Here is a 21,266-nt window from a genome sequence, read left to right on the forward strand (position 1 = left end):
ACAGCCTCATCTCCACTCGACGAAGAGAAGAAGAGAGGTAACCATGGCACGTCGCATAGTGGTCTGCGGCGGAGGTTCCGCCGGTGCTGTCCTGGCCGCCCGGCTCAGCGAGCACCCCTCGAACACCGTCACGCTGGTCGAGGCGGGTCAGGACTACCGCACCCCGGAGGAGACCGCCCCGGAGGTGCTCGACGCCGACCAGTTCGGGTTCACCACCCACGACTGGGGTTACGAATCGGCCGACCACGTCGTCGACGCCGAGAGCATCCCGATGTTCGGGATCGTCCAGCAGGGCATCGTGCCCGTCCTCCGCGGCAAGGTCATCGGCGGCTCGTCGTCCGTCAACGGCGCCAACGCCCTGCGGCCCACTCCCGAGGACTTCGCCCGCTGGACCGGACTGGGCAACGACCGCTGGTCCTGGGACCAGGTCCTTCCGTATCTGAAGAAGCTGGAGGACGACCCGGTCGGCGGGGAACTGCACGGCACCGGGGGCCCCGTACACATCGAGCGCTTCACCGAGGGCAACGGGCTGCGCCCGGTCATGTCCGCGTTCCTGGAGGCCTGTGCGCAGGCCGGTCACCCCATCCACCAGGACATCAACGGCGCCCGCCGGCGCGGCGCGGGCCCGATCCCCTTCAACCGCAGGAACGGCGTCAGGCAGAGCTCGGCCATCGCCTACCTCGGCCCGGCCCGCCACCGCGAGAACCTGACCGTACTGGGCGGACGGACCGTCGACCGCGTGGAGTTCACCGAGGACGGGACGGCCCGTGCGGTGATCCTCGCCGACGGCACCGCTCTCGAGGCCGACGTGGTCGTCCTCTCCGCCGGAGCCATCGGCAGCCCCGCCATCCTGATGCGCTCGGGCATCGGCCCGCGGCGGTTGCTCGAAGAACTGTCCATCCCCGAGGTCCAGCCCCTCGAAGGCGTCGGCAGGAACCTCCGTGACCACCCCATGGTGTACCTCACCTACGCCGTGGACGAGGAGGCGGTCGGGGAGCTCAAGCCGCCGCTGCAGACCGCCCTGGCGTTCTCCTCGGCGGGAGCGGGCGGCGAAGGCGAAGTCGACCTGCACGCGCTGCCGTTCACCATGGAGCCCGGTGTGATGCTCGTGCCCCTCGCAGTGGTCCGCCCGTACTCGTTGGGCAGGGTGGAGATCACCTCACGCGCTTCTGAGGCCGACCCGAGCATCCGGTTGGGGCTGTTCGACCACCCCGACGACGTACGGCGCATGGTGGCCGGCATCCGGCAGGTTCGGGAGATCATGGGCTCGGGTCCCCTGGAGAAGTACGTACGTGCCGAGACGTGGCCGGGCCCCGAGGCAGCCACGGACGCCGACCTCACCCGAGCCGTCCTCCAGGGCAAGAACACCTACTGCCACGCGGTGGGCACCTGCGCGATGGGCGGGGAGGGCACCCCGGCCGCGGTGGTGGACCAGGCCGGCAAGGTGCACGGGGTCGACGCGCTGTATGTCGTCGACGCGTCCACCATGCCGGACATCCCGGCCGTGCCGACCAACACGACGGTCATGATGATGGCTGAGCGCTGGGCGGACCAAGTGGGGCGCGGCGACTGACGGTTGGCGGCACCGTGCCGCCGGTGAGGGTGACGGAGGAGCGGTGCCGGTCAACGGCGGGCCATCCGGCCCATGAACCGGACGATCAGGCGGCGCGGCAGGAACCTGCCGGCGAGGGCGAGCGGGCGGCCGTTGGTGATCACCGACGGGGGCGCGGAGCGGCGGTCGAGCGTGTCGAGGGCCATCTTGACGACGTGCTCGGGGGTGACTCGCTTCGCGCCGTAGTCGGCCGACTGACTGCCGGCGGCGTCGTAGAACTCGGTCTTCGTGGCGCCGGGGCACACGGCGAGGACGTGCAGACCGGTGTCGTGGGTCTCCTCCCACAGCGATTCGGTGAAGCTGAGGACGAAGGCCTTGGTGGCGCCGTAGACGCTCAGGTACGGGGTCGGCTGGAAGCCCAGCAGGCTCGCGACGTTGATCAGGACGCCGGTGTCGGCGGAGGTCAGCGGGCCGATGTAGGCGCGGCTGAGGTCGACCAGGGCACTGACGTTCAGCGCGATCATGCTCTGCAGGCGGTCCGGATCCTCGTCGGCGAAGGCGTCGTGGGTGCCGAAGCCGGCGTTGTTGACGAGTCCGGTGGCGTGGATGCCACGGGATTCCAGATCGGCGCGCAGGGTGCGGCCGGCGTCGGGCTGGCCGAGGTCGCGGGCGACGACGGTCACCGTGACGCCGTGGGCGCGGGTGAGTTCGTCGGCCAGGTCCTTGAGCCGGTCCGCCCGGCGGGCGACGAGGACGAGATCCGCGCCCCGACGGGCCAGCTGGCGCGCGAATTCCGCGCCGAGCCCGGAGCTCGCTCCGGTGACGATGACGGTCTGGCGGCGATAGTCGATTTTGCTCATGCCATGCACTCTACGCACTGCTTTGCACTAAGTGCAAGAGAGTGCATCGAATGAAGAGATGTACCATCGGTGCATGGCTAAGAAACCCGCACCTCTTCGCGAGCAGACCCGCTCGGTGGTTCGCGCGCTGCTCGCCCGGACCGCCCTCGAACTGTTCGCTGCCAAGGGGTACGACGACACGACACTCGAGGAGATCGCCGCCGCGGCGGGTGTCTCCAAACGGACCCTGTTCAACTACTTCCGCAGCAAAGAGGACCTCGCGCTCAACGGCCTGTCCGAGCAGGGGGAGTTGATAGCCGCGCGGCTCGCCGAGCGCCCGGCCGACGAGGACCCGTGGACGTCGCTGCGTGCGGCGTTCCAGGTGCTTCAGGAGATCGACATCACCGCCGAGCGCCGGCTCGAGATGACCACGCTGCTGTTCGGCAACGAATCCCTGCGCGCCGGGCACGCCGAGAAGCAGGCCCGCTGGCAGGACCTGTTCGCACCGCTGATCGAACCGCGACTGCCCGACTGTGACCACCGCGCCCTGCAGGCGCGCGCGATCGCGGCCGCGGCGATCACCTGCCTCCAGGCAGCGACAGAAGAGTGGATGCGCCTGGGCGGACAGGCCGACATCGTCCACCTCTACGACACGGCCGTACAGGCCATCCGCCGACCCGCCCCGCAACCAGAGAAGACAACGACATGAGCAAGCGCCTGCCCCCGCCGACCTGCACAACCTGGCCGCCGCGCTGCGCGCCGAACGCGCCGAGATGCTGGACTTCACCAGCAGCCTCACCGACGACGAATGGACCGCGCCCAGCGCCGCGGCCGGCTGGCGCATCGCCGACGTCGTCGCCCACATCGGCGCGACAGCACGGAACTTCTACACACCCCCCTCTCGGGAGGCGCTGCGGGCCACCAGCCTCGAACGACTCAACGAAGGCCCTGTCGACCGGCGCCGCGACTGGAGCCGGGCACAGGTCATGGCCGAGTACACCCGCGCCACCCGCCGAGCGACCACGCTCCTCGACCTCATCCGACGCACCCCCGCCACCCGGCTGCGCATACCGCTCGTCGAACTCGGACGCTACCCCCTGGGCCTGTTGATCGGCGGCGCGCTCGTCTTCGACCACCACACGCACCTGCGCCATGACATGGCCCCGGCGCTCGGCCGGCCCACGCCGTCCACCGATGCGGACAGGATGCGCGCGGTCCTCACGTGGATGATCGCCGTACTGAGCAATCAGGTCGCGCAGGCGCCGGCCGCCGGGCTCGACGCCCGCGTCGCACTGACTCTCACCGGCCCCGGCGGCGGGACGTGGTGGTTCGACGAGGCAGGCGGCCTGGCTCCGGCCGGCGGCGCGGTCGCCGCGCACGTCACCGCCCCCGCGCTGGCCTTCCCCGACTGGGGCACGCAGCGCTCCTCCTGGCGCGACAGCGACGTGACGATCACCGGCGACACCGACCTCGCCGCCCGCTTCCTCGACGCCGTCAACGTCATCTGACGGCGTTCTCCGTCCCTCTCGGACCTGAATCAGATTCGGTTTGGTTGATCGCAAGGGTTGACAGGGCCCTTCATGCCTTCCAGACTCGGAGTGAATTCAGTTCAGTTCGGGCCTGGAGGGTTGGAAGATGGCAGTGGAAGACGAGATCCAGTTCGAGCGCGACGGCCACGTCGCCCGTGTGTGGCTCAATCGCCCGTGGAAGAAGAACTGTGTCACCGTGCCGATCCTGGACCGGCTCGACGAGATCATCACCGAGGTCGACGAGGACCCCGAGCTGCGGGTCCTGGTGGTGCGCGGCCGCGGCGGCACCTTCTGCTCGGGCTTCGACCTCGACAGCCTGAAGGCGGAGTACGTCGGCAAGTCGAACGCGATCGACGTCGCGGTGAAGTCCGCGAAGGTGTGCGACCGCCTCTACTCGATGAAGACCCCCTCGGTCGCGGTCCTGGAGGGCCACGTCACCGCCGGCGGCTTCGAGATCATGATCTCCTGCGACTTCGCCATCTCCGCGGACGACGCCAAGATCGGGGACTTCCACATCCGCCGCGCGCTGTTCGGCGGGGCCGGCCCGATCTACCGGGTGCCGCGCATGATCGGCATCCGCAAGACCAAGGAGCTGATGCTCACCGGCAAGCTCCTCTCCGGTGTCGAGGCCGCCGAGTTCGGGCTGATCAACAAGTCCGCGCCGGCCGACAAGCTGGACGCGACGGTCGAGGACTTCATCGGTGACCTCGTCGACAAGAGCCCCTTCACGATGTGGCTGACGAAGATGACGATCGACCGCAGCCTGGACGCCGACACCCAGTCGCTGATGGTGATGGAGCACCTCGCCGTGGGCGTGGCCCTCAACTCCGAGGACGCGAACGAAGGCGTGTCGGCGTTCCTGGAGAAGCGTGAACCCAAGTGGCAGGGACGCTGATCCGGATGGCCACGGATCCGCGGAGTCCGACCGTCACCGTCGGGCTCCAGGGCTCACGCTGCTCCGGCTGCTCGGTGACGGCCTACCCCGCGGAGGACGCGTGCCCGCGCTGCGGGGGACCGGCCGACCCGGAGTTCCTCCCGGGCGCGGGCACGCTGTGGACCTGGACAGTGCAGCGGTACGCCCCCAAGTCGCCGCCCTATCAGCCCCCGCCCGGCGGCTTCGAACCGTTCGCGCTCGGCTACGTCGAGCTGGCGGAAGGCGTGCGGGTGGCCGCTGTCCTGGACGTCGAGGACCTCGACGACATCCGCATCGGCATGCCCCTCACCGTGACCGCCGAGCACGGCGTTCCGCGGGCCAGGCCCACGAGCGCCGGCGAGGAGGGCTCATGAGCACCGACGTCCTGATCTGCGGCGCCGGACGCACCCCGTTCGGCCGGTCGGAGGCGAGCGGCCGGCAACTGGCCATCGGCGCGGTGAACGCCGCGCTGGCGGACGCCGGGATCGAGTGGTCGCGGGTCCAGGCCGCGTTCGGCGGCAGCGACAGCGCCGGCCTCGCCGACACGCTGGTGGCCCAACTCGGCCTGACCGGACTGCCGTTCGTGAACGTCAAGAACGGCTGCGCCACCGGCGGCAGCGCGCTGATCTCGGCCGTGAACGCGATCCGCTCCGGCATGGCGGACGTCGTCCTCGCCGTCGGCTTCGACAAACACCCGCGCGGCGCCTTCGACCCGCGGCCGGAGGACTGGGGGCTGGGGGCGGAGTACGGCAGCGACGGGCTGATGGTGACGACCCAGTTCTTCGGCATGAAGATCCAGCGCTACATGCACGATTACGGCATCACGCCGCGGACCCTCGCCCTGGTCGCCGAGAAGGCGTACCGCAACGGCGGCCTGACCCCCGAGGCGTGGCGCCGCAAGCCGGTGGACGCGGACGAGATCCTCGACTCCGGCATGGTCAGCGATCCGCTGACGCGCTACATGTTCTGCTCCCCGGGAGCGGGCGCGGCCGCCCTGGTGCTGTGCTCACCCGAGGCCGCACGCGGCCTGGAGGGTACGCCGGTCACCCTGCGCTCGGCGGCCGTACGCACCCGGCGCTTCGGCTCCTTCGAGGTGTTCAGCCCCTGGATCCCCGGGGGCCCGCTCACCAGCGTCAGCCGTGACGCCTCGGCCGCCGCCTTCGAGGAGGCCGGGGTCGACCCGGGCGACGTCGACGTCTGCCAGCTCCAGGACACCGAGAGCGGCGCCGAGGTCATGCACATGGCCGAGTGCGGGTTCTGCGAGGACGGCGAGCAGGAGCGCCTGGTCGCCTCCGGTGCCACCGGGATCGGCGGGAGCCTGCCGGTCAACACCGACGGTGGCTGCATCGCCAACGGCGAGCCCATCGGTGCCTCCGGGCTGCGCCAGGTCTACGAGATCGTCCAGCAACTGCGCGGACGGGCCGGTGAACGCCAGGTCCCGGGCGAGCCCAGGGTCGGCTTCACGCACGTGTACGGCGCCCCGGGCGTGAGCGCCTGCACCGTGCTGTCCCGCTGAACGGAGGTGGAGGAAGAGATGAGTGCCATCCCGGAACCCGAGGAGTTCCGTGCCCAGGCCAGGCAGTGGCTCGCCACCGTCGCCCGGCCGCGCGCCGCCGACGGCGAGTGGGGCAGCGGCTCCGACTCCGTCGCCGTCTTCGAGAACTGGACCGAGGAGCAGGAGCGCGAGCACACCGCCCGCACCCAGGAGTGGGAACGCATCCGCTACGACCAGGGGTGGGGTGCGCTCAACTGGCAGGAGACGTACGGGGGGCGTGGCCTGCCCGCGTACTACGAGCAGCTCTACCGCACCGAAGAGGCGGCCTTCGACGTGCCGCACCGCACCGAGGTCTTCCCGGTGACGCAGCAGCTCGTCGCCCCCGCGATCGGCATCTGGGGCACCGAGGAGCAGAAGGAACGCTGGCTGCGGCCCATGCTGCGCACCGACGAACTGGCCTGCCAGCTGTTCTCGGAGACCGAGGCCGGCTCCGACCTCGCCGCCGTGCGGACCAGGGCGGTGCGTGACGGCGACCGCTGGGTGCTGACCGGGCACAAGGTGTGGACCTCCGGGGCGCGCGTCGCGACCTGGGGCGTGGCGGTGTGCCGTACCGATCCGGACGTACGCAAGCACGCCGGCATCACCGTCTTCCTGGTGCGCATGGACGCGCCGGGCGTGACCGTACGGCCCATCCAGCAGATGACCGGCGGCACCAGCTTCAACGAGGTCTACCTCGACGGCGTGGTGGTGCCCGACACCGACCGGCTCGGACCGGTCGGTGAGGGGTGGCGGGTGACGCTCAGTGTGCTGGCCGCCGAACGGCTCGACTCCGGCAACCTCGGCCTGGACAACGCCGACCAGGCACTGGAACTCGCCGGGAACCTGCCCCGCCCGCTCACCGGCAGCGAGCAGCAGCGGGCCGCCGACCTCCACATCCGCACGCTCGTCCAGCGGCTCATCGGGCTGCGCGTGACCGCCGCCCTCGTCGCCGGACGAGAGCCCGGCGCGGAAGCCTCGGTCGGCAAGCTCTACGCCACCGAGACCATGCGGCGCACCAGCGATCTGGTCTCCGAGCTGCTGGGGTCACGCCTCGTCGCGGACACGGGCGAGTGGGGCACCTACGCCTGGACCGAGCACCTGCTCGGCGCCCCCGGCTACAGCATCGCGGGCGGCACCGACGAGATCCAGCACAACATCCTCGCCGAACGCGTGCTCGGCCTGCCCAAGGAGCCCGTCCGATGAGCACGACGGCCACGCAGGGGTCGGAGCTGTCCGTCCGGGTGCGTGACCGGCTCACCCGCCTCCATCCGGGTGCCCCGGTCGGCGAGTTGAAGGTGCTGCCGGGCGGACACTCGGGGCTGACGTACTCCGTCACCGCGGGGGACGCCCGGTACGTCGTCAAGGCGGTTCCTCCGGGGCAGCGCCCCGTCGGGCGCAATGACGTGCTGCGCCAGGCGCGGGTGCTGGGCGCGCTGGCCGGGTCCGCCGTGCCGGTGCCGGGCGTCGCCGCCGTCGACGGGACACAACCGGCGTGGTTCGCCATGGACTTCGCGGCCGGGGAGGCCGTCGAGCCGGTCCTCGACGAGCCCGAGGTGCCTGCCGCGACGGCCCGTGCCCGGATGCTGGAGATCGCCGCCGTGCTGCGGCGGCTGCACGCCACCGACACCCGCACACCCGGGCTCGATCCGCCCGAACCGCTCGACGCGGCGGGGGAGCTGGAACGGTGGAGCCGCACCCTGCACGCCGTCCCCGCCGAACTGCGCCCTGGTGGAGAGGAGTTGCTCGCACGCCTTGCCCGTGATGTGCCCGACGGCCTCCCCCCGGTGCTGCTGCACGGGGACTTCCGGCTCGGCAACGTGCTGTGCGTCGACGAGCGCGCGGTGGCCGTCGTCGACTGGGAGATCTGGAGCATCGGCGACCCGCGCATCGACCTCGGCTGGTTCCTGCTCTTCGCCGACCACCGCAACTTTCCCCAGCTGGGGCGTGCCGTGCCCGGCCTGCCCGGCGAGGCCGAACTGCTGGACGCCTATCTCGACGGCCGGCCCGCGCTGCCCGCGATGGACTGGTTCCGGGCGCTCGGCCGCATGAAGATGGCCGCGATCATGGGCCACAACCTGCGCCGGCACCGTGAGGGCAAGCACCACGACCCGGACCAGGAGCGACTGCCGCCCACCATCGCCGCGATGATCCGCACGGCGCGCGACATCCTCGGCTGATCCGCACCCGCCAGGCACACCACAGCATGAGGAGCACCTCGTGGATTTCGGATTCTCACCCCGCGCGAGTGAACTCCAGGACCGCATGCGGTCGTTCATGGAGCAGCACGTCTTCCCCGCGGAAGCGGTCTACGACCGGCAGCTGGCCGAGGCGGACGACCCGCACGCCCTGCCGCCGGTGATGGCCGAGCTGAAGGAGAAGGCGCGCGCCGAGGGGCTGTGGAACCTCTTCATGGCGCACGGCGACTGGGGCGCGGGGCTCACCAACCTCGAATACGCGCCCCTCATGGAGCTGGCGGGCCGCTCGATCATCGGCCCCGAGGTGTTCAACTGCTCGGCGCCCGACACCGGCAACATGGAACTGCTCGCGCTGTACGGCACACCCGAGCAGCAAGAACGCTGGCTGCGGCCCCTGCTGGAGGCGGAGATCCGCTCCTGTTTCGCCATGACCGAGCCGGAGGTCGCCAGCTCCGACGCCCGCAACATCCGTACCCGTATCACCCGGGACGGCGACAGTTACGTCGTCAACGGCCGCAAGTGGTACACCTCCGGGATCCTCGACCCGGACTGCAAGCTGATCATCCTGATGGGCAAGACCGACCCGGACGCGCCCGCCTACCGGCAGCAGAGCATGCTGCTCATCCCCCGGGACACCCCCGGCGTCACGGTCCTGCGCGACCTGCCGATGTTCGGCTACACCGACCGGCTCGGACACGGTGACGTGCTCTTCGAGGACGTCCGCGTGCCGGTGGAGAACATCCTCCGGGGCGAGGGGGAGGGCTTCGCCCTGGCCCAGGGGCGGCTCGGCCCGGGGCGGATGCACTACGCGATGCGCGCCGTCGGCTTCGCCGAGCGCGCCCTGCAGCTGATGTGCGAGCGCGTCACCGAACGCACCGCCTTCGGCGGGCCGCTCGCCGACCAGGGCGTGGTGCGCGAGTGGATCGCCCGCAGCCGCATCGAGATCGAGCAACTGCGCCTCCTCGTCCTGAAGTCCGCCTGGCTGATGGACACCGTCGGCAACGCCGCCGCCCGCATGGAGGTCGCCGCGATCAAGGTCGCGGCCCTGGAGGTGGCCCACCAGGTGGTCGACCGCGCGGTGCAGGCGCACGGCGCGGCGGGGGTCAGCGACGACACCGTACTGGCCCGGCTGTACGCCATCACGCGGGCGCTGCGCATCGCCGACGGCCCCGACGAAGTGCATCTGCGGACGGTGGCCCGCCAGGAACTCGCCAAGTACAAGAAGACCGACACGAAGGCAGGGGCAGCGTGAGCGCCAACACCCTCGACGGCAAGGTCGCCGTCATCACCGGCGGATCCCGCGGCATCGGGCTGGGCATCGCCACCGCCTACCGAGCGGCCGGCGCGCACGTGGTGATCGCGGCCCGCAAGGCGGCCGGACTCGCCGAGGCACGCGAGGAGTTGCTGCGCGTCAAGGGCGACGGCGACCTGCACACGGTCGTGGCCAACGCGGGCGAACCCGAGCAGGCCGAAGCCTGTGTCGACGAGACCATGGCCCGCTTCGGCCGGGTCGACATCCTCGTCAACAACGCGGCGACCAACCCGTACCACGGCGATCTGCTCGACCTGGACCTGCCGCGCGCGGAGAAGACCGTACGCGTCAACCAGTACGGCATGATCGCCTGGACCCGGTACGCCTGGCGGGCCTGGATGGCCGAGCACGGGGGAGCGGTGGTCAACATCGCCTCCGTCGGCGGGCTGATCGTCGACCCGCACATCGGCTACTACAACGCCACCAAGGCCGCCATGCTGCACATGACCCGGCAGCTCGCCTACGAACTCGGGCCGAAGGCACGGGTGAACGCCATCGCCCCCGGTTTGATCAAGACCGAACTGGCGCGGGCGGTATGGGAGGTGCGCGAACCGATCCTCACCGCGAAGCTGCCGCTGCGGCGCCTCGGCACGGTGGAGGACGTGGCGAACGCGGCGCTGTTCCTGGCCTCCGACGCCTCCTCCTGGATGACCGGCCAGACCCTGGTGCTCGACGGCGGCGCGACCGCCCTGCCGATCGGGGTGGACGAGTGAGCGCGCCGCCATCCGCCGCCGAGCTGTTCTCGCTCCAGGGCAGGACGGCCGTGGTCACCGGCGCCTCCGCAGGGCTCGGCGCCCGCTTCGCCGCCGTCCTCGCCGAGGCCGGCGCCACCGTGTTCGCCGCGGCCCGCCGCATCGACCGGCTGAAGGAACTCGCCGACTCCGACGCGCGTATCCACCCCGTGGCCTGCGACGTCTCGCTCGCCGCCGACCGTACGCGGCTGGCGGAGACCGCGCTGTCCGCGACCGGCCGTCTCGACATCCTGGTCAACAACGCGGCCAGCTCGGGCGAGACCCGCGCCGAGGACGAATCGCCGGATGCCTTCGCCGACGTCCTCGGCGTCAACCTCACCGCGCCCTACCACCTGGCCCGCCTCACCGCCGAGGCACCCGGTGACACCGAAGGCAGGAGCATCATCAACGTCTCCTCCATCCTCGGGCTGGTGACCGCCGCGCCCCTGGGCGGCGCGAGTTACTCCGCGTCCAAGGCCGGACTGATCGGGCTGACCCGGGAGCTGGCCGGACAGTGGGGCCGCAGCGGCATCCGCGTCAACGCGCTCGCCCCGGGCTGGTTCCGCACCGAGATGACCGCGGACCTCTTCGGCGACGAGCGCTCCAGCCGCTGGGTCGAGCGCAACACCCTGCTGGGGCGGGGCGGCGACGGCCACGAACTCGACGGCGCGCTGCTGTTCCTCGCCTCGGGCGCCTCCTCGTACTGCACCGGACAGGTGCTGACCGTCGACGGCGGCTGGACGGCGCGATGAGCGTCGGCACAGAGATCCACGACGATGGTCTGGCCCATGTCAGGCTGCGCCGGGGCGGGGCGGGCAACGCCGTCGACCTGGACCTGGCGCGCGGGCTGCTCGACGCGGCCCGCGCCTGCGAGGGTGCGGCCGTACGGGCCGTGCTGCTCACCGGGGAGGGAAAGTCGTTCTGCGTCGGCGGCGACCTCAGGGAGTTCTCCCGGTTCTCCGGCGAGGCACTGGAGAAGCACCTCACCGCGGTCACCGACGCGCTGCACGACGCCCTGCGTACGTTCGCCGCGATCGACGCGCCCATGGTGGCCGCCGTGCAGGGTGCCGTGGCGGGCGCGGGCATCGGTCTGGCCGCGGCCGCCGATGTGACGCTCGCCGCCGAGGACGCCTCGTTCACCGCCGCGTACACCGGCATCGGCTACTCACCGGACGCCGGAGTCAGCTGGTTCCTGCCCCGGCTCGTCGGCCCCAAGCGGGCCCTGGACCTGCTGCTGACCAACCGCCGCATACCGGCGGCGGAAGCCGCGTCGATCGGACTGGTGAGCCGGGTCGTGGCCCCCGACCGACTGGCCGCCGAGGCGGCGCGCACGGCTGAGGCCCTGCGCGATGGACCCACCGCCGCCTTCGGGGCCACGCGCCGGCTCGTCGCCGCCGGACTGACCGCCGACCTCGGGCCGCACCTGGACCGCGAGGCCCGTGCGCTCGCCGCCGCGGCCGTCTCCGACGCCGGCCGTGAGGGCGTCGCCGCCTTCCTGGGCAAGCGCGCCCCCGACTTCACGCGCATCCCGCCCACGCCCTGATCACCTACCCGAATGAGGGAGCTCCTCGTGCCGGAAGCATTCATCGTCGGAGCCGTCCGCACCCCCGTCGGCCGCCGCAAGGGCGCACTCAGCGGCGTCCACCCCGCCGATCTCGGCGCCCATGTGCTGCGTGCGCTGCTGGAACGCACCGGCGCCGACCCGGACGCCGTCGACGACGTCTACTTCGGGTGCGTCAGCCAGCTCGGCGCACAGACCGGGAACATCGCACGCACCGCCTGGCTGTCGGCCGGGCTGCCGCAGCACGTCCCCGGCACCACCATCGACCGCCAGTGCGGTTCCTCCCAGCAGGCCGTGCACTTCGCCGCGCAGGCGGTCGGCTCCGGCGCCGCCGACCTGGTGGTCGCGGGCGGGGTGGAAGTGATGAGTCTGGTGCCCATCGCCAGCCCGATGTTCGTCGGCGAGCAGGCCGGCATGGGCAGCCCGTACGCGGGGGACGGCTGGCGTGAGCGCTTCGGGGACCAGGAGGTCTCGCAGTTCCGCGGGGCAGAGCTGATCGCCGAGAACTGGGGCGTCTCCCGTACCGACATGGAACGGTTCGCGCTCACCAGCCACCAGCGGGCCCTCGCCGCCCAGGCCGACGGCGCCTTCGACGACGAGATCACCCCGGCCTTCGGGCTCGCAGCCGACGAGGGGCCGCGCGCCGACACCACCCTCGAGAAGATGGCAGGCCTGAAGACCCTCACCGAGGGCGGCCGGCTCACCGCGGCCGTCTCCAGCCAGATCTCCGACGGCGCCGCCGCGCTGCTGATCGCCTCCGCGGAGGCGGTACGCCGTCACGCCCTGACCCCGCTGGCCCGCGTGCACACCATGACCGTGGTCGGCTCCGACCCGATCCAGATGCTGACCGGCCCGGTCCCCGCCACCGAGAAGGCCTTGAAGAAGGCCGGGCTGTCGATCGGCGAGATCGACCTGGTCGAGATCAACGAGGCGTTCGCCTCGGTCGTCCTCGCCTGGCAGAAGGAGATCGGCGCCGCCCCGGAGCGGGTCAACGCCTTCGGCGGCGCCATCGCGCTCGGGCATCCGCTCGGCGCCACCGGCGCCCGGCTCATGACCACGCTCGTCCACCAACTGCGCAGGACCGGCGGACGCTACGGTCTGCAGACGATGTGCGAGGGCGGCGGCATGGCCAATGCGACCGTGCTGGAGCGCCTCTGACCGGAAGTCGATTGGCAACTGAGTTCAGCTTGGGGCTACTCTCGGGTACGCACGAGGTGGGCGGCAGCCAGGAGACGGGTCAGTCATGGCGACAAAGATCGTTGAACCGGAAGCGGGGCCGAGGTCCAAGCGCGCTGCCATTCTGGCGGCCGCCGTCGACCACTTCGGCGAGGCGGGCTTCGAGGCCACCAAGTGGTCCACGGTGGCGGAGCGGGTCGGCATCGGGCAGACCGCCCTGTACCACTACTTCGAGTCCAAGACCCACTGCCTGCTCACCATCATGCGGCTGGAGCTGCAGCGTTCCCACGACAAGTTCACGGAGGCGACGGCGGACGTCGCGGAGCCGGTGGAGGCGCTCCGGGCGGCCGTGCGCGCGGCGTACGATGTCTCCGACCAGGAAGTTCTGCAGATGCGCATCCTGCAGAACCACATGGACCTGCTCTCCGGCCCGCGCAAGTCCAAGCGCGAGGAGGCCGAGCGCGTCGCGGCCCGCCAGCTGGTCCAGCTCGTCGAGCGGGACTGGACGAACCTGCTGGTGAAGGGCATGTCCCAGGGTGCGTTCCCGCTGCGGGACGCGCAGTTGCTGGGCGCGAGCGTGCTGGGGCTGATCGTCAGCGTCTGGCGGTGGTACCGGCCGTCGGGGCCGACGCCGCTGTCGGACGTCAGCGAACTGATCGAGGATGCCTGCGTGCGGATGGTCGCCACGTGACGCCCTGAGCGTCCCGGCTTCCAAGCCCCCGGCGGATTCCGCCGGGGGCTTCGTGCTATTGCCAGACGTGTTTCCACCGGATTACCATCCTAACTGAATTGAACTTGGCTCAGGTTGATCATCAGGGAAGCGCCGCCGACCGAAAGGGCTCACTCATGGCGTTGCGCGCGTACATGGCCAGCATGGACAGCCGGCACCCGGAGCGTACGCTTCAGTTGCTCGAACCCGATTTCCGCTTCCTCATCGCCCTGCCGGGCAAGGAGGTCGTCGGCATGTCCAGGGAGGACTTCGCGGCGTACATCGCCGGCCGCGGTGCCGTGGACCGGTCGCACGAGATCCTGCGGTACAGCAGGGACGGCGACCTCGAGACGGTCTACGGAGTGGTGACGGACGGCGGGCGGTACACCGGCTCCTTCCTCTCGGCCGCGGTGATCTCGCCCGGCGGACTCCTGGCCCGCTACCAGTCCTTCTTCACCCCGTCCTTCGAGCTCGTCGACTGGGCCGGGCAGGTCGCGAACGACAGGAGCCGGGCATGACCGACACCTCCGCCGCGGCCCCCTTCCTCACCGCGTGGTTCGAGATCCTCGACGGGGACGAGCCGTCCCGGATCCTCGACCTGATCAGCGACGACTTCTCGCTGTCCATCCTCTTCTCCACCGGCGACGGCAAGGCCACCGACTTCGCCGGCGACCGGGCCGCGCTCGTGGGCTACCTCGAACAGCGCGAGAAGGGCACCCGCACCCACCACCGCCTGTCGGCGACCACGCTCGGCCAGGACGAGCTCTTCCTCGGCGAGGTCCGACGCGCGGGTGTCCCCGAGGCGACCTTCGTCGCCGCCGGGCGGGTGAACGACGAGGGCCGGCTGCAGCGCCTGCTGATCGGCCGCTCGTCGGAGATCCGCTTCACCTGAGCGCACGACCGACCATGTACGCGACCATGCACGGAGGACCGTCATGTACAACCTCGTCCTGCTGGCAGCTCGGCCCCCGGAGTGGACGCACGAGCAGTTCATCACGTGGTGGCGCGGCGACCACGCGGAGCTGACCTACCGACTGCCAGGACTTCGGGCCTGGCGGCACACCGAGATCGACGCCGCGCTGGAGCCGCGCTCCGAAGGCTGGGACGGGATCTCCGTGCTCAGCTTCGACTCCCCGGAGGACCTGAGGAAGGCCCTGGCGAGCCCCGAGTGGGCCGAGGCCGTCGCACAGGTCGGCGACATGAAGGGCCGCCGCATCGCGGTCATGGGGCACGAGGCGGAGATGTTCGCCGCCTGACGTTGACGTTCGGCACAGCGCAGTGAGGGACAGGATGCGACAGGTAGTGCGGGAGTTCCAACAGAAGGCGCACGAGGCGGACTTCGTCGCCGTCATCGACGACGCGGGCAGCCATACGGCACGACAGCTGCTCGACGAGGCCACGCAGATGGCCGCGGCGCTGTCCACCGGAAGGGCCGACGGAGCTGGCGGCACCGTCATGGTCCAGGCCGACAACTCATGGCGTACCGTCGCCGCCACCCTCGCCGTCGGCTTGAGCGGTGGTGTCATCGCGGTCGTCAACCGGCACACCACCCATGCCGAGTTCTCCGCTGCCTGGGAGGACATCCGCCCGGACGCCGTGGTCGCCGAGCCCTCAGCGATGGACGAATGGGCGGTGGCCGACCGGTTGCCGGGCGGGCCGCAGCAGGTGCTCGACGGCTGGACGTGCCTGGCCACGCCCCACACTCGTGACATGTCACGCTGGTCGGGCGGCGCCCTGATCGGCCTCACCTCCGGATCGACCGGGCGGCCCAAAGGCGTCGTGCAGTCCGAGTCGGCCCTGCGCTACGCCGCCACCTGCACCATTACCGTCAACGGCCTGTCACCCGGCGACGCCGTCGCCGCGATCGTGCCGCTGTCGTCGACCGCGGCGTACTGCTTCGGTGTCTACCTCTCCCTGCTGCTGCGCGGGCCGCTCGTCATGACGGGGAAGTGGGACAGGGCCGTCGCGCTGCGGCGGATGGCCGACGCCGATGTCCGCTGGACCATGTGCGTCCCGACCATGGCGCTGCAGATGGGCGCCGAGGCGGCCGGATCCGGTGTCCTTCGCGGAGTCCGGTCGATCACCGTCGGCGGTGGGCCGATGGACCGTGGAGCACTGGCCCGGGCGGAGCAGTCCCTGGGAACCAAGATCCTGCGCGTCTTCGGCATGTCCGAGTGCCTCGGTCACACCTCGCCCAGCCCGGATGACCCCGAGGAGATCCGGCTCGGCAGAGACGGCCGCCCCTTCCCGGGCACGGACATCCGCGCCCTCACCCCCGACGGACGGACCGCCGGGCCAGGGGTGACCGGGCGGGCCCAGGTGCGCGGGCCTTCCCTCTTCCTCGGCTACGCCCGCGACGGCGAGGTGGCGCCGGCGGCCCTGACGGAGGACGGCTACCTGCCCACCGGCGACCTGCTGATGACCCACGAAGACGGCACCATCAGCATCATGGGCCGCGAGAAGGACATCATCATCCGAGGCGGCCGGAACATCGACATCACCGAGATAGAACGCGCCGTCGCCAGTTACCCCCGCGTGGCCAGGGTCTGTGTCGCGGCGGTTCCCGATGACGTGCTCGGTGAACGCGTCGCACTGCTCGTCGTCACCGAGGACGGCGGCGACATCGGCCTGGCCGAGGTGACCGGGCACCTGGAGAGCGTAGGTCTGTCCAAGACCAAATGGCCCGAATTCGTCTACGGTATCCAGGAGTTGCCGCAGACCAAGGTCGGCAAGCTCGACCGGAGCGGGGCCCGGGACCTGGCCGTCAGACTGCATGCCCGGACCACCGGCGACCACGCCTGACGAGGCGACCATCCGCACGACGTGCCGTCACGCGTGCCCACGGGCATGATGCCGGGGCGCACACCACAAGGAGGATCATGACAACGCGGTTCGACCAGGGCCCGTGGGCCGCAGCCGGAGTGCAGACCGTACAGCCCGGGGTGCACCGCGTTCCTCTGCCCCTTCCCAACGACGGCCTGCACGCGGTCAACGTCTACCTCCTGGAGGACCTCGCCGACGACGGCGGGATCGTCATGATCGACGGCGGCTGGGCGATCCCCGAGGCGCGCAAGGCGCTCGAGGAGGCCCTGTCCGCCATCGACCGCGACCTCGGCGACATCAGCCACATCCTGGTCACCCACATCCACCGCGACCACTACACACAGGCGGTGGAACTGCGCCGGCTGCTGGGCTCGCGCGTCTACCTCGGCGCCGGGGAACGCCCGGGTCTGGAGAAGCTCGGCCGGCTGCGCAGCGACGTACCCGTGAGCTCACTTCAGACCCTGCGCAGGGCCGGCGCCGGCGAACTGGCCGACCTCATCCGGGCGATGAACCACGGCGGCTTCGACCCGAGCGTGTGGGAGGCCCCCGACCGCTGGCTCGCCGCCGAGACCCTCCGCTTCGGCGACCGCGAGCTGCGCGTCGTACCGACTCCCGGACATACCAAGGGACATGTGGTCTTCCTGGACGAACAGCGGGGTTTGCTGTTCTCCGGGGACCACGTCCTGCCGCACATCACTCCGTCCATCGGCTTCGAACTGTCCGAGCCGGGCGGCCGGCCACTCGCCGACTACCTGGACTCGCTGCGGCTGATGAACCGGTACGCCGACGCCCGCCTGCTGCCCGCGCACGGCCCGGTATCCGACAGCACGCACACCCGGGTCGCCGAGCTGCTCGCCCATCACGACGACCGGCTGGCCCAGAGCCTGACGGCGTTGGGCGACGACACGCTCGACGCCCACGCGGTGGCACGCAAGCTCGGCTGGACGCGCCGGGCGGTGCCGTTCGGCGAGCTGAACGCCTTCAACCAGATGCTCGCGGTCAACGAGACGGCGGCGCACCTGGATGTGCTGGTGCTCGAGGGCCGGGTGACCGTGGCATCCGTCGGCGGGGTGGACCAGTACACGCGCGTGCGGTGATGTCGCCGGCGAAGGGCGGGCGCGGGGAACCGACCGTCAGCGTGCCGTCCACCCCCCGTCCACGTACAGCTCGGAGCCGGTGACGAAACTCGCGTCGGGTGAGGCGAGGAACGCCACCGCTCCCGCGACCTCGTCGGGCCGGCCCAGCCGCCCCAGCGGGGTGCCCTCGACCATCGCGGCGTGCCGGGCCGTGCCCCGCCACAGGTCGCGGGAGCGGGGCGTCTCGATGAAGCCGGGGTGGACCGAGTTGACGCGCACCCCGCGCGTGGCCCAGTGCAGCGCGGCGTTCTTCGTCATCAGCCGGACCGCGCCCTTGGCCGCGTGGTAGGAGAACTGGCTCCCGAAGCCGCCGACCGTACCGAAGATCGACGCGATGTTGACGATCGAGCCACCACCGGAGCGCTCGATCGCGGGCCCGCCGTACTTCATACCGAGCCAGACACCGGTCTGCGTCACGCCGATGACCTTGTCCCAGGACTCGCGGGTCTCCGTCTCCACCGTTCGCATCTCGGCGATGCCCGCGTTGTTGACGAGCACGGACAGCCCGCCCAGCTCGGCGACCACCGACTCGACCGCGCGGCGCCACGTCTCCTCGTCCTGGACGTCGAGGGCCAGGCCGATCGCTCGCGCCCCGTCGTCGGTCAGCTCCTTCGCGAGTGCCTCACACCGGTCGGCGTCCACGTCGGTCACCGCCACCGCGGCACCCTCCGCGGCCAGTCGGCGTACGACGGCGTCTCCTATGCCACCGGTCGCGCCGGTCACCAGGGCGATCATTCCGGACAGCCGGTCTCGCACGGGTCCTCCTCGGTTCTCGTCGGGTGGTGTGTCGGGGGCGCGGGCCGAGTGGGTCAAGTGCCGCGGTCAGGAGAGCAGTTCCAGCCCCGAGCGCAGAAGCGCCGGGACCGCGGAACCGACCCGCTCGAAGCCCGGGCCGACGGTCTGACCCGCGCGATAGCGGGCGTGGATGCCCTCGGCGATGACCGCGAGCTTGAAGCAGCCCAGCGCCTGGTAGAAGGCCAGCGCCTCGATGTCCCGGCCGGAGCGCGTGGCGTACCGTTCGGCCAGCTCGTGGCCCGAGGGGAAGCCCGGGTTGGCCGTGGGCACGTGGCGCGCCCCGAGCACCGGTTCGCAGACCGGGTCCCAGTACATGAGCAGCATCCCGAGGTCGGCGAGAGGATCACCGAGGGTGGCCATCTCCCAGTCGACGATCGCGGCGATCCGCCCGACGTCACCGGATTCCAGGATGGTGTTGTCCAGGCGGTAGTCGCCGTGCACGATCGTCGCCGTGCCGCTCACGGGCAGGGCGCGGGCGAGCCGGAGGTGCAGCGCCTCGACATCGGGCAGGGCACGGGTGGCGACCTTGTCCCACTGGCTGCGCCACCGCCGCACCTGGCGCTCCAGATAGCCGTCCGGACGGCCGAAGCCGTCGAGCCCGACAGCGCGGACGTCGACCGAGTGCAGTGCCACCAGGGCGTCGACCAGCGCGTCGGCGCTGCGCCGTGCGTCGGCCGGGGGCAGCGCGGCGACCTCGTCACCATCGCGCAGTACGGCGCCCTCCACGAAGTCGACGACGCAGAACGGCGCCCCGATCACGCCTGGGTCCGTGCACGACAGCACAGCGCGGGCCACCGGCACTCCGGTGCCGCCGAGCGCTGCGACGACGCGGAACTCGCGGTCCATGTCGTGCGCGGTCGGCGTGAGCACGCCCAGCGGTGGCCGGCGCAGCACCCACCGGTGCGTCCCGTCGGTCACCTCGTAGGTGAGGTTGGAGCGACCACCGTGCAGCAGCTCCACCCGCAACGGGCCCGAGCACTCCGGCACATGCTGGGCGAAGTAGCTCTGCAGGGCGGAGCCGTCGATGCCGGCCACGGCCGTGGTCATCGCGCCGCCCTCCGCTCCCGCGCCGCCCGCACCGCGCGTTTGGCGATGGCCCAGCGGTGGGTCTCGGACGGGCCGTCGTAGATCCGGAACGGACGCACCTCCCGGTACAGCCGGGACAGCGGGGCGTCCCCGGAGATTCCGAGTGCGCCGCACACCTGCACGGCCCGGTCGACCACGCGGTTCACCGCCTCGGAGACGTACGTCTTCGCGATCGAGGTGTGCTGGGCGGCCGAGCGCCCCTGGTCCAGTTCCCAGCAGGCCCGCAGCAGCACCGCGCGACCGGTCTCGATGTCGATCTCGGAGTCGGCCAGCAGCTGCTGCACCATCCCCAGTTCGGCCAGCGGCTTACCGAAGGCCGAGCGATCCACGGCACGCTCCAGGGCGATGTCCTGCGCCCGGCGCGCCACTCCGAGCCAGCGCATGCAGTGCGTCATACGCGCGGGCCCCAGACGCACCTGCGCATACGCGAAACCCTGGTCCACCTCGCCCAGCACGGCACCGTCGCCGACCTCGCAGTTGTCGAAGACGACCTCGCTGTGCCCGCCGAACAGGCCCTGATCCAGGGTGTCGATGTTCCGGACGACCTTCATGCCCGGGTTGCCCGCGTCGACGAGGAACATCGTCGCGCCGCCCGCGTCACCCGGGGCGCCGCTCGTGCGAGCCATGCAGATGGCGAAGCCGGCGCCGTCGGCGCCGCTGATGAACCACTTGCGGCCGTCGAGCCGCCAGCCGTCCCCGCTCCTGGTCGCCGTGGTGGCCAGCGCACGAGGGTCGGACCCCGCGCCCGGTGCCGGCTCGGTCATCGCGAAACAGGAGCGCACCTCGCCGGCCGCCAGCGGGCGCAGATACCGCTCCTTCTGTTCCTCGGTGGCGACCACTTCGAGCAGGTGCGTATTGCCCTCGTCGGGCGCCGCGCAGTTGAGCGCGAGAGGGCCGAGCAACGAGTAGCCGGCCGCCTCGAACACCGCTGCCTGGCCGCAGAGATCGAGCCCGAGCCCGCCCCACTCCACACCCACATGAGGAGCGAACACCCCTGCGGCCCTTGCCGCCTCCTGCAACCGGCGCCGCAGCGGCTCCGGCCCGTCATGGACGTTCCCGTCGCACGCCTGCTCCTCCGGCAGTACGACGTCCCGGACGAACTCCGTGGTGCGCCGCGCGATGTCGGCGACCCTCTCGTCGGTCTCGAACCCGATCGACACGTTGACCCCTGACGTCGGCTACTGGCTATTAGCCATCACAGAGGGACTGAGTCGGGATGTCAAGAGGGTGGCCCAGAAAGCAGGGATCGAGCTGTAGGCGGGGGGAGCTAACGATTGATAGCCTCGACCGGGTAGGATCGACGGAGATGCTGCCGCTGCAGAACGTGCTCTGCCAGCCATGGGCCCCGCACGAGCGGCGGGGCCCACGTCGTCAA

The 21,266-nt window shown here is 71.1% G+C and carries 23 protein-coding genes; 19 read left to right on the plus strand and 4 right to left on the minus strand.

The window, feature by feature from the left end:
- Positions 1-43 precede the first annotated feature (43 nt).
- Complete coding sequence (locus tag CCL05_RS12335; RefSeq protein WP_086560548.1) at positions 44-1,573, plus strand: GMC family oxidoreductase; 1,530 nt, start codon at positions 44-46, stop codon at positions 1,571-1,573.
- 50 nt (positions 1,574-1,623) lie between these two features.
- Here the strand turns inward: CCL05_RS12335 and CCL05_RS12340 are convergent, their stop codons facing one another.
- Positions 1,624-2,412, minus strand: coding sequence for an SDR family NAD(P)-dependent oxidoreductase (locus tag CCL05_RS12340; protein ID WP_086560549.1), 789 nt, complete (start codon positions 2,410-2,412; stop codon positions 1,624-1,626).
- Between the two features lie 73 nt (positions 2,413-2,485).
- Between CCL05_RS12340 and CCL05_RS12345 the strand changes: the two genes are divergently transcribed.
- From CCL05_RS12345 to CCL05_RS12430, 18 genes are all read left to right on the plus strand, one after another.
- Positions 2,486-3,100, plus strand: coding sequence for a TetR/AcrR family transcriptional regulator (locus tag CCL05_RS12345; protein ID WP_086560575.1), 615 nt, complete (start codon positions 2,486-2,488; stop codon positions 3,098-3,100).
- 43 nt (positions 3,101-3,143) lie between these two features.
- A complete protein-coding gene (locus CCL05_RS12350) occupies positions 3,144-3,899 on the plus strand; it encodes a maleylpyruvate isomerase N-terminal domain-containing protein (protein WP_279629935.1) in 756 nt (251 codons plus the stop codon).
- A gap of 127 nt (positions 3,900-4,026) precedes the next feature.
- Positions 4,027-4,815, plus strand: coding sequence for an enoyl-CoA hydratase/isomerase family protein (locus tag CCL05_RS12355; RefSeq protein WP_003995133.1), 789 nt, complete (start codon positions 4,027-4,029; stop codon positions 4,813-4,815).
- Positions 4,816-4,820: 5 nt separating this feature from the next.
- On the plus strand, positions 4,821-5,207 hold the full coding sequence (locus CCL05_RS12360) for a Zn-ribbon domain-containing OB-fold protein (protein ID WP_086560576.1): 387 nt from the start codon (positions 4,821-4,823) through the stop codon (positions 5,205-5,207).
- Complete coding sequence (locus tag CCL05_RS12365) at positions 5,204-6,349, plus strand: thiolase family protein (RefSeq protein ID WP_086560551.1); 1,146 nt, start codon at positions 5,204-5,206, stop codon at positions 6,347-6,349. The genes CCL05_RS12360 and CCL05_RS12365 overlap by 4 nt, the downstream gene beginning before the upstream one ends.
- Positions 6,350-6,367: 18 nt before the next feature.
- The gene (locus tag CCL05_RS12370) at positions 6,368-7,570 is read left to right on the plus strand and encodes an acyl-CoA dehydrogenase family protein (RefSeq protein WP_086560552.1); all 1,203 of its coding nucleotides are present in this window, start codon (positions 6,368-6,370) and stop codon (positions 7,568-7,570) included.
- Positions 7,567-8,544 carry a phosphotransferase family protein gene (locus CCL05_RS12375; RefSeq protein ID WP_086560553.1) on the plus strand — a complete coding sequence of 326 codons (978 nt, stop codon included), beginning with the start codon at positions 7,567-7,569 and terminating at the stop codon, positions 8,542-8,544. The genes CCL05_RS12370 and CCL05_RS12375 overlap by 4 nt, the downstream gene beginning before the upstream one ends.
- A gap of 40 nt (positions 8,545-8,584) precedes the next feature.
- Positions 8,585-9,814, plus strand: coding sequence for an acyl-CoA dehydrogenase family protein (locus tag CCL05_RS12380; RefSeq protein ID WP_086560554.1), 1,230 nt, complete (start codon positions 8,585-8,587; stop codon positions 9,812-9,814).
- Positions 9,811-10,587 carry an SDR family oxidoreductase gene (locus CCL05_RS12385; RefSeq protein ID WP_086560555.1) on the plus strand — a complete coding sequence of 259 codons (777 nt, stop codon included), beginning with the start codon at positions 9,811-9,813 and terminating at the stop codon, positions 10,585-10,587. The genes CCL05_RS12380 and CCL05_RS12385 overlap by 4 nt, the downstream gene beginning before the upstream one ends.
- Positions 10,584-11,357 (plus strand): SDR family NAD(P)-dependent oxidoreductase, encoded by a 774-nt coding sequence (locus tag CCL05_RS12390; protein ID WP_086560556.1) that lies wholly within the window; start codon positions 10,584-10,586, stop codon positions 11,355-11,357. Before CCL05_RS12385 ends, CCL05_RS12390 begins: the two co-directional genes overlap by 4 nt.
- Positions 11,354-12,148, plus strand: a complete 795-nt coding sequence (locus tag CCL05_RS12395; RefSeq protein ID WP_086560557.1) for an enoyl-CoA hydratase-related protein — start codon at positions 11,354-11,356, stop codon at positions 12,146-12,148. Before CCL05_RS12390 ends, CCL05_RS12395 begins: the two co-directional genes overlap by 4 nt.
- A 27-nt stretch (positions 12,149-12,175) precedes the next feature.
- A complete protein-coding gene (locus CCL05_RS12400) occupies positions 12,176-13,324 on the plus strand; it encodes an acetyl-CoA C-acetyltransferase (RefSeq protein WP_086560558.1) in 1,149 nt (382 codons plus the stop codon).
- Positions 13,325-13,409: 85 nt separating this feature from the next.
- On the plus strand, positions 13,410-14,033 hold the full coding sequence (locus CCL05_RS12405) for a TetR/AcrR family transcriptional regulator (RefSeq protein ID WP_086560559.1): 624 nt from the start codon (positions 13,410-13,412) through the stop codon (positions 14,031-14,033).
- 155 nt (positions 14,034-14,188) lie between these two features.
- Positions 14,189-14,569 carry a nuclear transport factor 2 family protein gene (locus CCL05_RS12410; RefSeq protein WP_086560560.1) on the plus strand — a complete coding sequence of 127 codons (381 nt, stop codon included), beginning with the start codon at positions 14,189-14,191 and terminating at the stop codon, positions 14,567-14,569.
- Positions 14,566-14,943 carry a hypothetical protein gene (locus CCL05_RS12415; RefSeq protein ID WP_086560561.1) on the plus strand — a complete coding sequence of 126 codons (378 nt, stop codon included), beginning with the start codon at positions 14,566-14,568 and terminating at the stop codon, positions 14,941-14,943. Before CCL05_RS12410 ends, CCL05_RS12415 begins: the two co-directional genes overlap by 4 nt.
- 43 nt (positions 14,944-14,986) lie before the next feature.
- Positions 14,987-15,307: an EthD family reductase gene (locus CCL05_RS12420; protein ID WP_086560562.1), complete on the plus strand. Its 321-nt coding sequence runs from the start codon at positions 14,987-14,989 to the stop codon at positions 15,305-15,307.
- A gap of 34 nt (positions 15,308-15,341) precedes the next feature.
- Positions 15,342-16,853: a class I adenylate-forming enzyme family protein gene (locus tag CCL05_RS12425; RefSeq protein ID WP_086560563.1), complete on the plus strand. Its 1,512-nt coding sequence runs from the start codon at positions 15,342-15,344 to the stop codon at positions 16,851-16,853.
- A 77-nt stretch (positions 16,854-16,930) separates the two neighbouring features.
- Entirely contained in the window at positions 16,931-17,971 is a 1,041-nt protein-coding gene (locus CCL05_RS12430) for an MBL fold metallo-hydrolase (protein ID WP_086560564.1), read from the plus strand.
- Between the two features lie 36 nt (positions 17,972-18,007).
- On the opposite strand, the gene CCL05_RS12435 is transcribed toward CCL05_RS12430, so the two are convergent.
- From CCL05_RS12435 to CCL05_RS12445, 3 genes are all read right to left on the minus strand, one after another.
- Positions 18,008-18,766 carry an SDR family NAD(P)-dependent oxidoreductase gene (locus CCL05_RS12435; RefSeq protein ID WP_086560565.1) on the minus strand — a complete coding sequence of 253 codons (759 nt, stop codon included), beginning with the start codon at positions 18,764-18,766 and terminating at the stop codon, positions 18,008-18,010.
- A 66-nt stretch (positions 18,767-18,832) separates the two neighbouring features.
- A complete protein-coding gene (locus CCL05_RS12440; protein ID WP_086560566.1) occupies positions 18,833-19,852 on the minus strand; it encodes a phosphotransferase family protein in 1,020 nt (339 codons plus the stop codon).
- Positions 19,849-21,051 carry an acyl-CoA dehydrogenase family protein gene (locus tag CCL05_RS12445; protein ID WP_086560567.1) on the minus strand — a complete coding sequence of 401 codons (1,203 nt, stop codon included), beginning with the start codon at positions 21,049-21,051 and terminating at the stop codon, positions 19,849-19,851. The genes CCL05_RS12440 and CCL05_RS12445 overlap by 4 nt, the downstream gene beginning before the upstream one ends.
- Positions 21,052-21,266: the final 215 nt, after the last annotated feature.

The organism is Streptomyces africanus, assembly GCF_002150735.1.
GTDB lineage: Bacteria > Actinomycetota > Actinomycetes > Streptomycetales > Streptomycetaceae > Streptomyces > Streptomyces africanus.

What these genes read in the sequence shown, in the direction of transcription:
- CCL05_RS12440 (WP_086560566.1), bottom strand. Translation starts at nt 19,852, where the DNA reads ATGACCACGGCCGTGGCCGGCATCGACGGCTCCGCCCTGCAGAGCTAC.
- CCL05_RS12375 (WP_086560553.1), top strand. Translation starts at nt 7,567, where the DNA reads ATGAGCACGACGGCCACGCAGGGGTCGGAGCTGTCCGTCCGGGTGCGT.
- CCL05_RS12370 (WP_086560552.1), top strand. Translation starts at nt 6,368, where the DNA reads ATGAGTGCCATCCCGGAACCCGAGGAGTTCCGTGCCCAGGCCAGGCAG.
- CCL05_RS12365 (WP_086560551.1), top strand. Translation starts at nt 5,204, where the DNA reads ATGAGCACCGACGTCCTGATCTGCGGCGCCGGACGCACCCCGTTCGGC.
- CCL05_RS12430 (WP_086560564.1), top strand. Translation starts at nt 16,931, where the DNA reads ATGACAACGCGGTTCGACCAGGGCCCGTGGGCCGCAGCCGGAGTGCAG.
- CCL05_RS12425 (WP_086560563.1), top strand. Translation starts at nt 15,342, where the DNA reads ATGCGACAGGTAGTGCGGGAGTTCCAACAGAAGGCGCACGAGGCGGAC.
- CCL05_RS12405 (WP_086560559.1), top strand. Translation starts at nt 13,410, where the DNA reads ATGGCGACAAAGATCGTTGAACCGGAAGCGGGGCCGAGGTCCAAGCGC.
- CCL05_RS12345 (WP_086560575.1), top strand. Translation starts at nt 2,486, where the DNA reads ATGGCTAAGAAACCCGCACCTCTTCGCGAGCAGACCCGCTCGGTGGTT.
- CCL05_RS12335 (WP_086560548.1), top strand. Translation starts at nt 44, where the DNA reads ATGGCACGTCGCATAGTGGTCTGCGGCGGAGGTTCCGCCGGTGCTGTC.
- CCL05_RS12340 (WP_086560549.1), bottom strand. Translation starts at nt 2,412, where the DNA reads ATGAGCAAAATCGACTATCGCCGCCAGACCGTCATCGTCACCGGAGCG.
- CCL05_RS12395 (WP_086560557.1), top strand. Translation starts at nt 11,354, where the DNA reads ATGAGCGTCGGCACAGAGATCCACGACGATGGTCTGGCCCATGTCAGG.
- CCL05_RS12415 (WP_086560561.1), top strand. Translation starts at nt 14,566, where the DNA reads ATGACCGACACCTCCGCCGCGGCCCCCTTCCTCACCGCGTGGTTCGAG.
- CCL05_RS12410 (WP_086560560.1), top strand. Translation starts at nt 14,189, where the DNA reads ATGGCGTTGCGCGCGTACATGGCCAGCATGGACAGCCGGCACCCGGAG.
- CCL05_RS12355 (WP_003995133.1), top strand. Translation starts at nt 4,027, where the DNA reads ATGGCAGTGGAAGACGAGATCCAGTTCGAGCGCGACGGCCACGTCGCC.
- CCL05_RS12420 (WP_086560562.1), top strand. Translation starts at nt 14,987, where the DNA reads ATGTACAACCTCGTCCTGCTGGCAGCTCGGCCCCCGGAGTGGACGCAC.
- CCL05_RS12360 (WP_086560576.1), top strand. Translation starts at nt 4,821, where the DNA reads ATGGCCACGGATCCGCGGAGTCCGACCGTCACCGTCGGGCTCCAGGGC.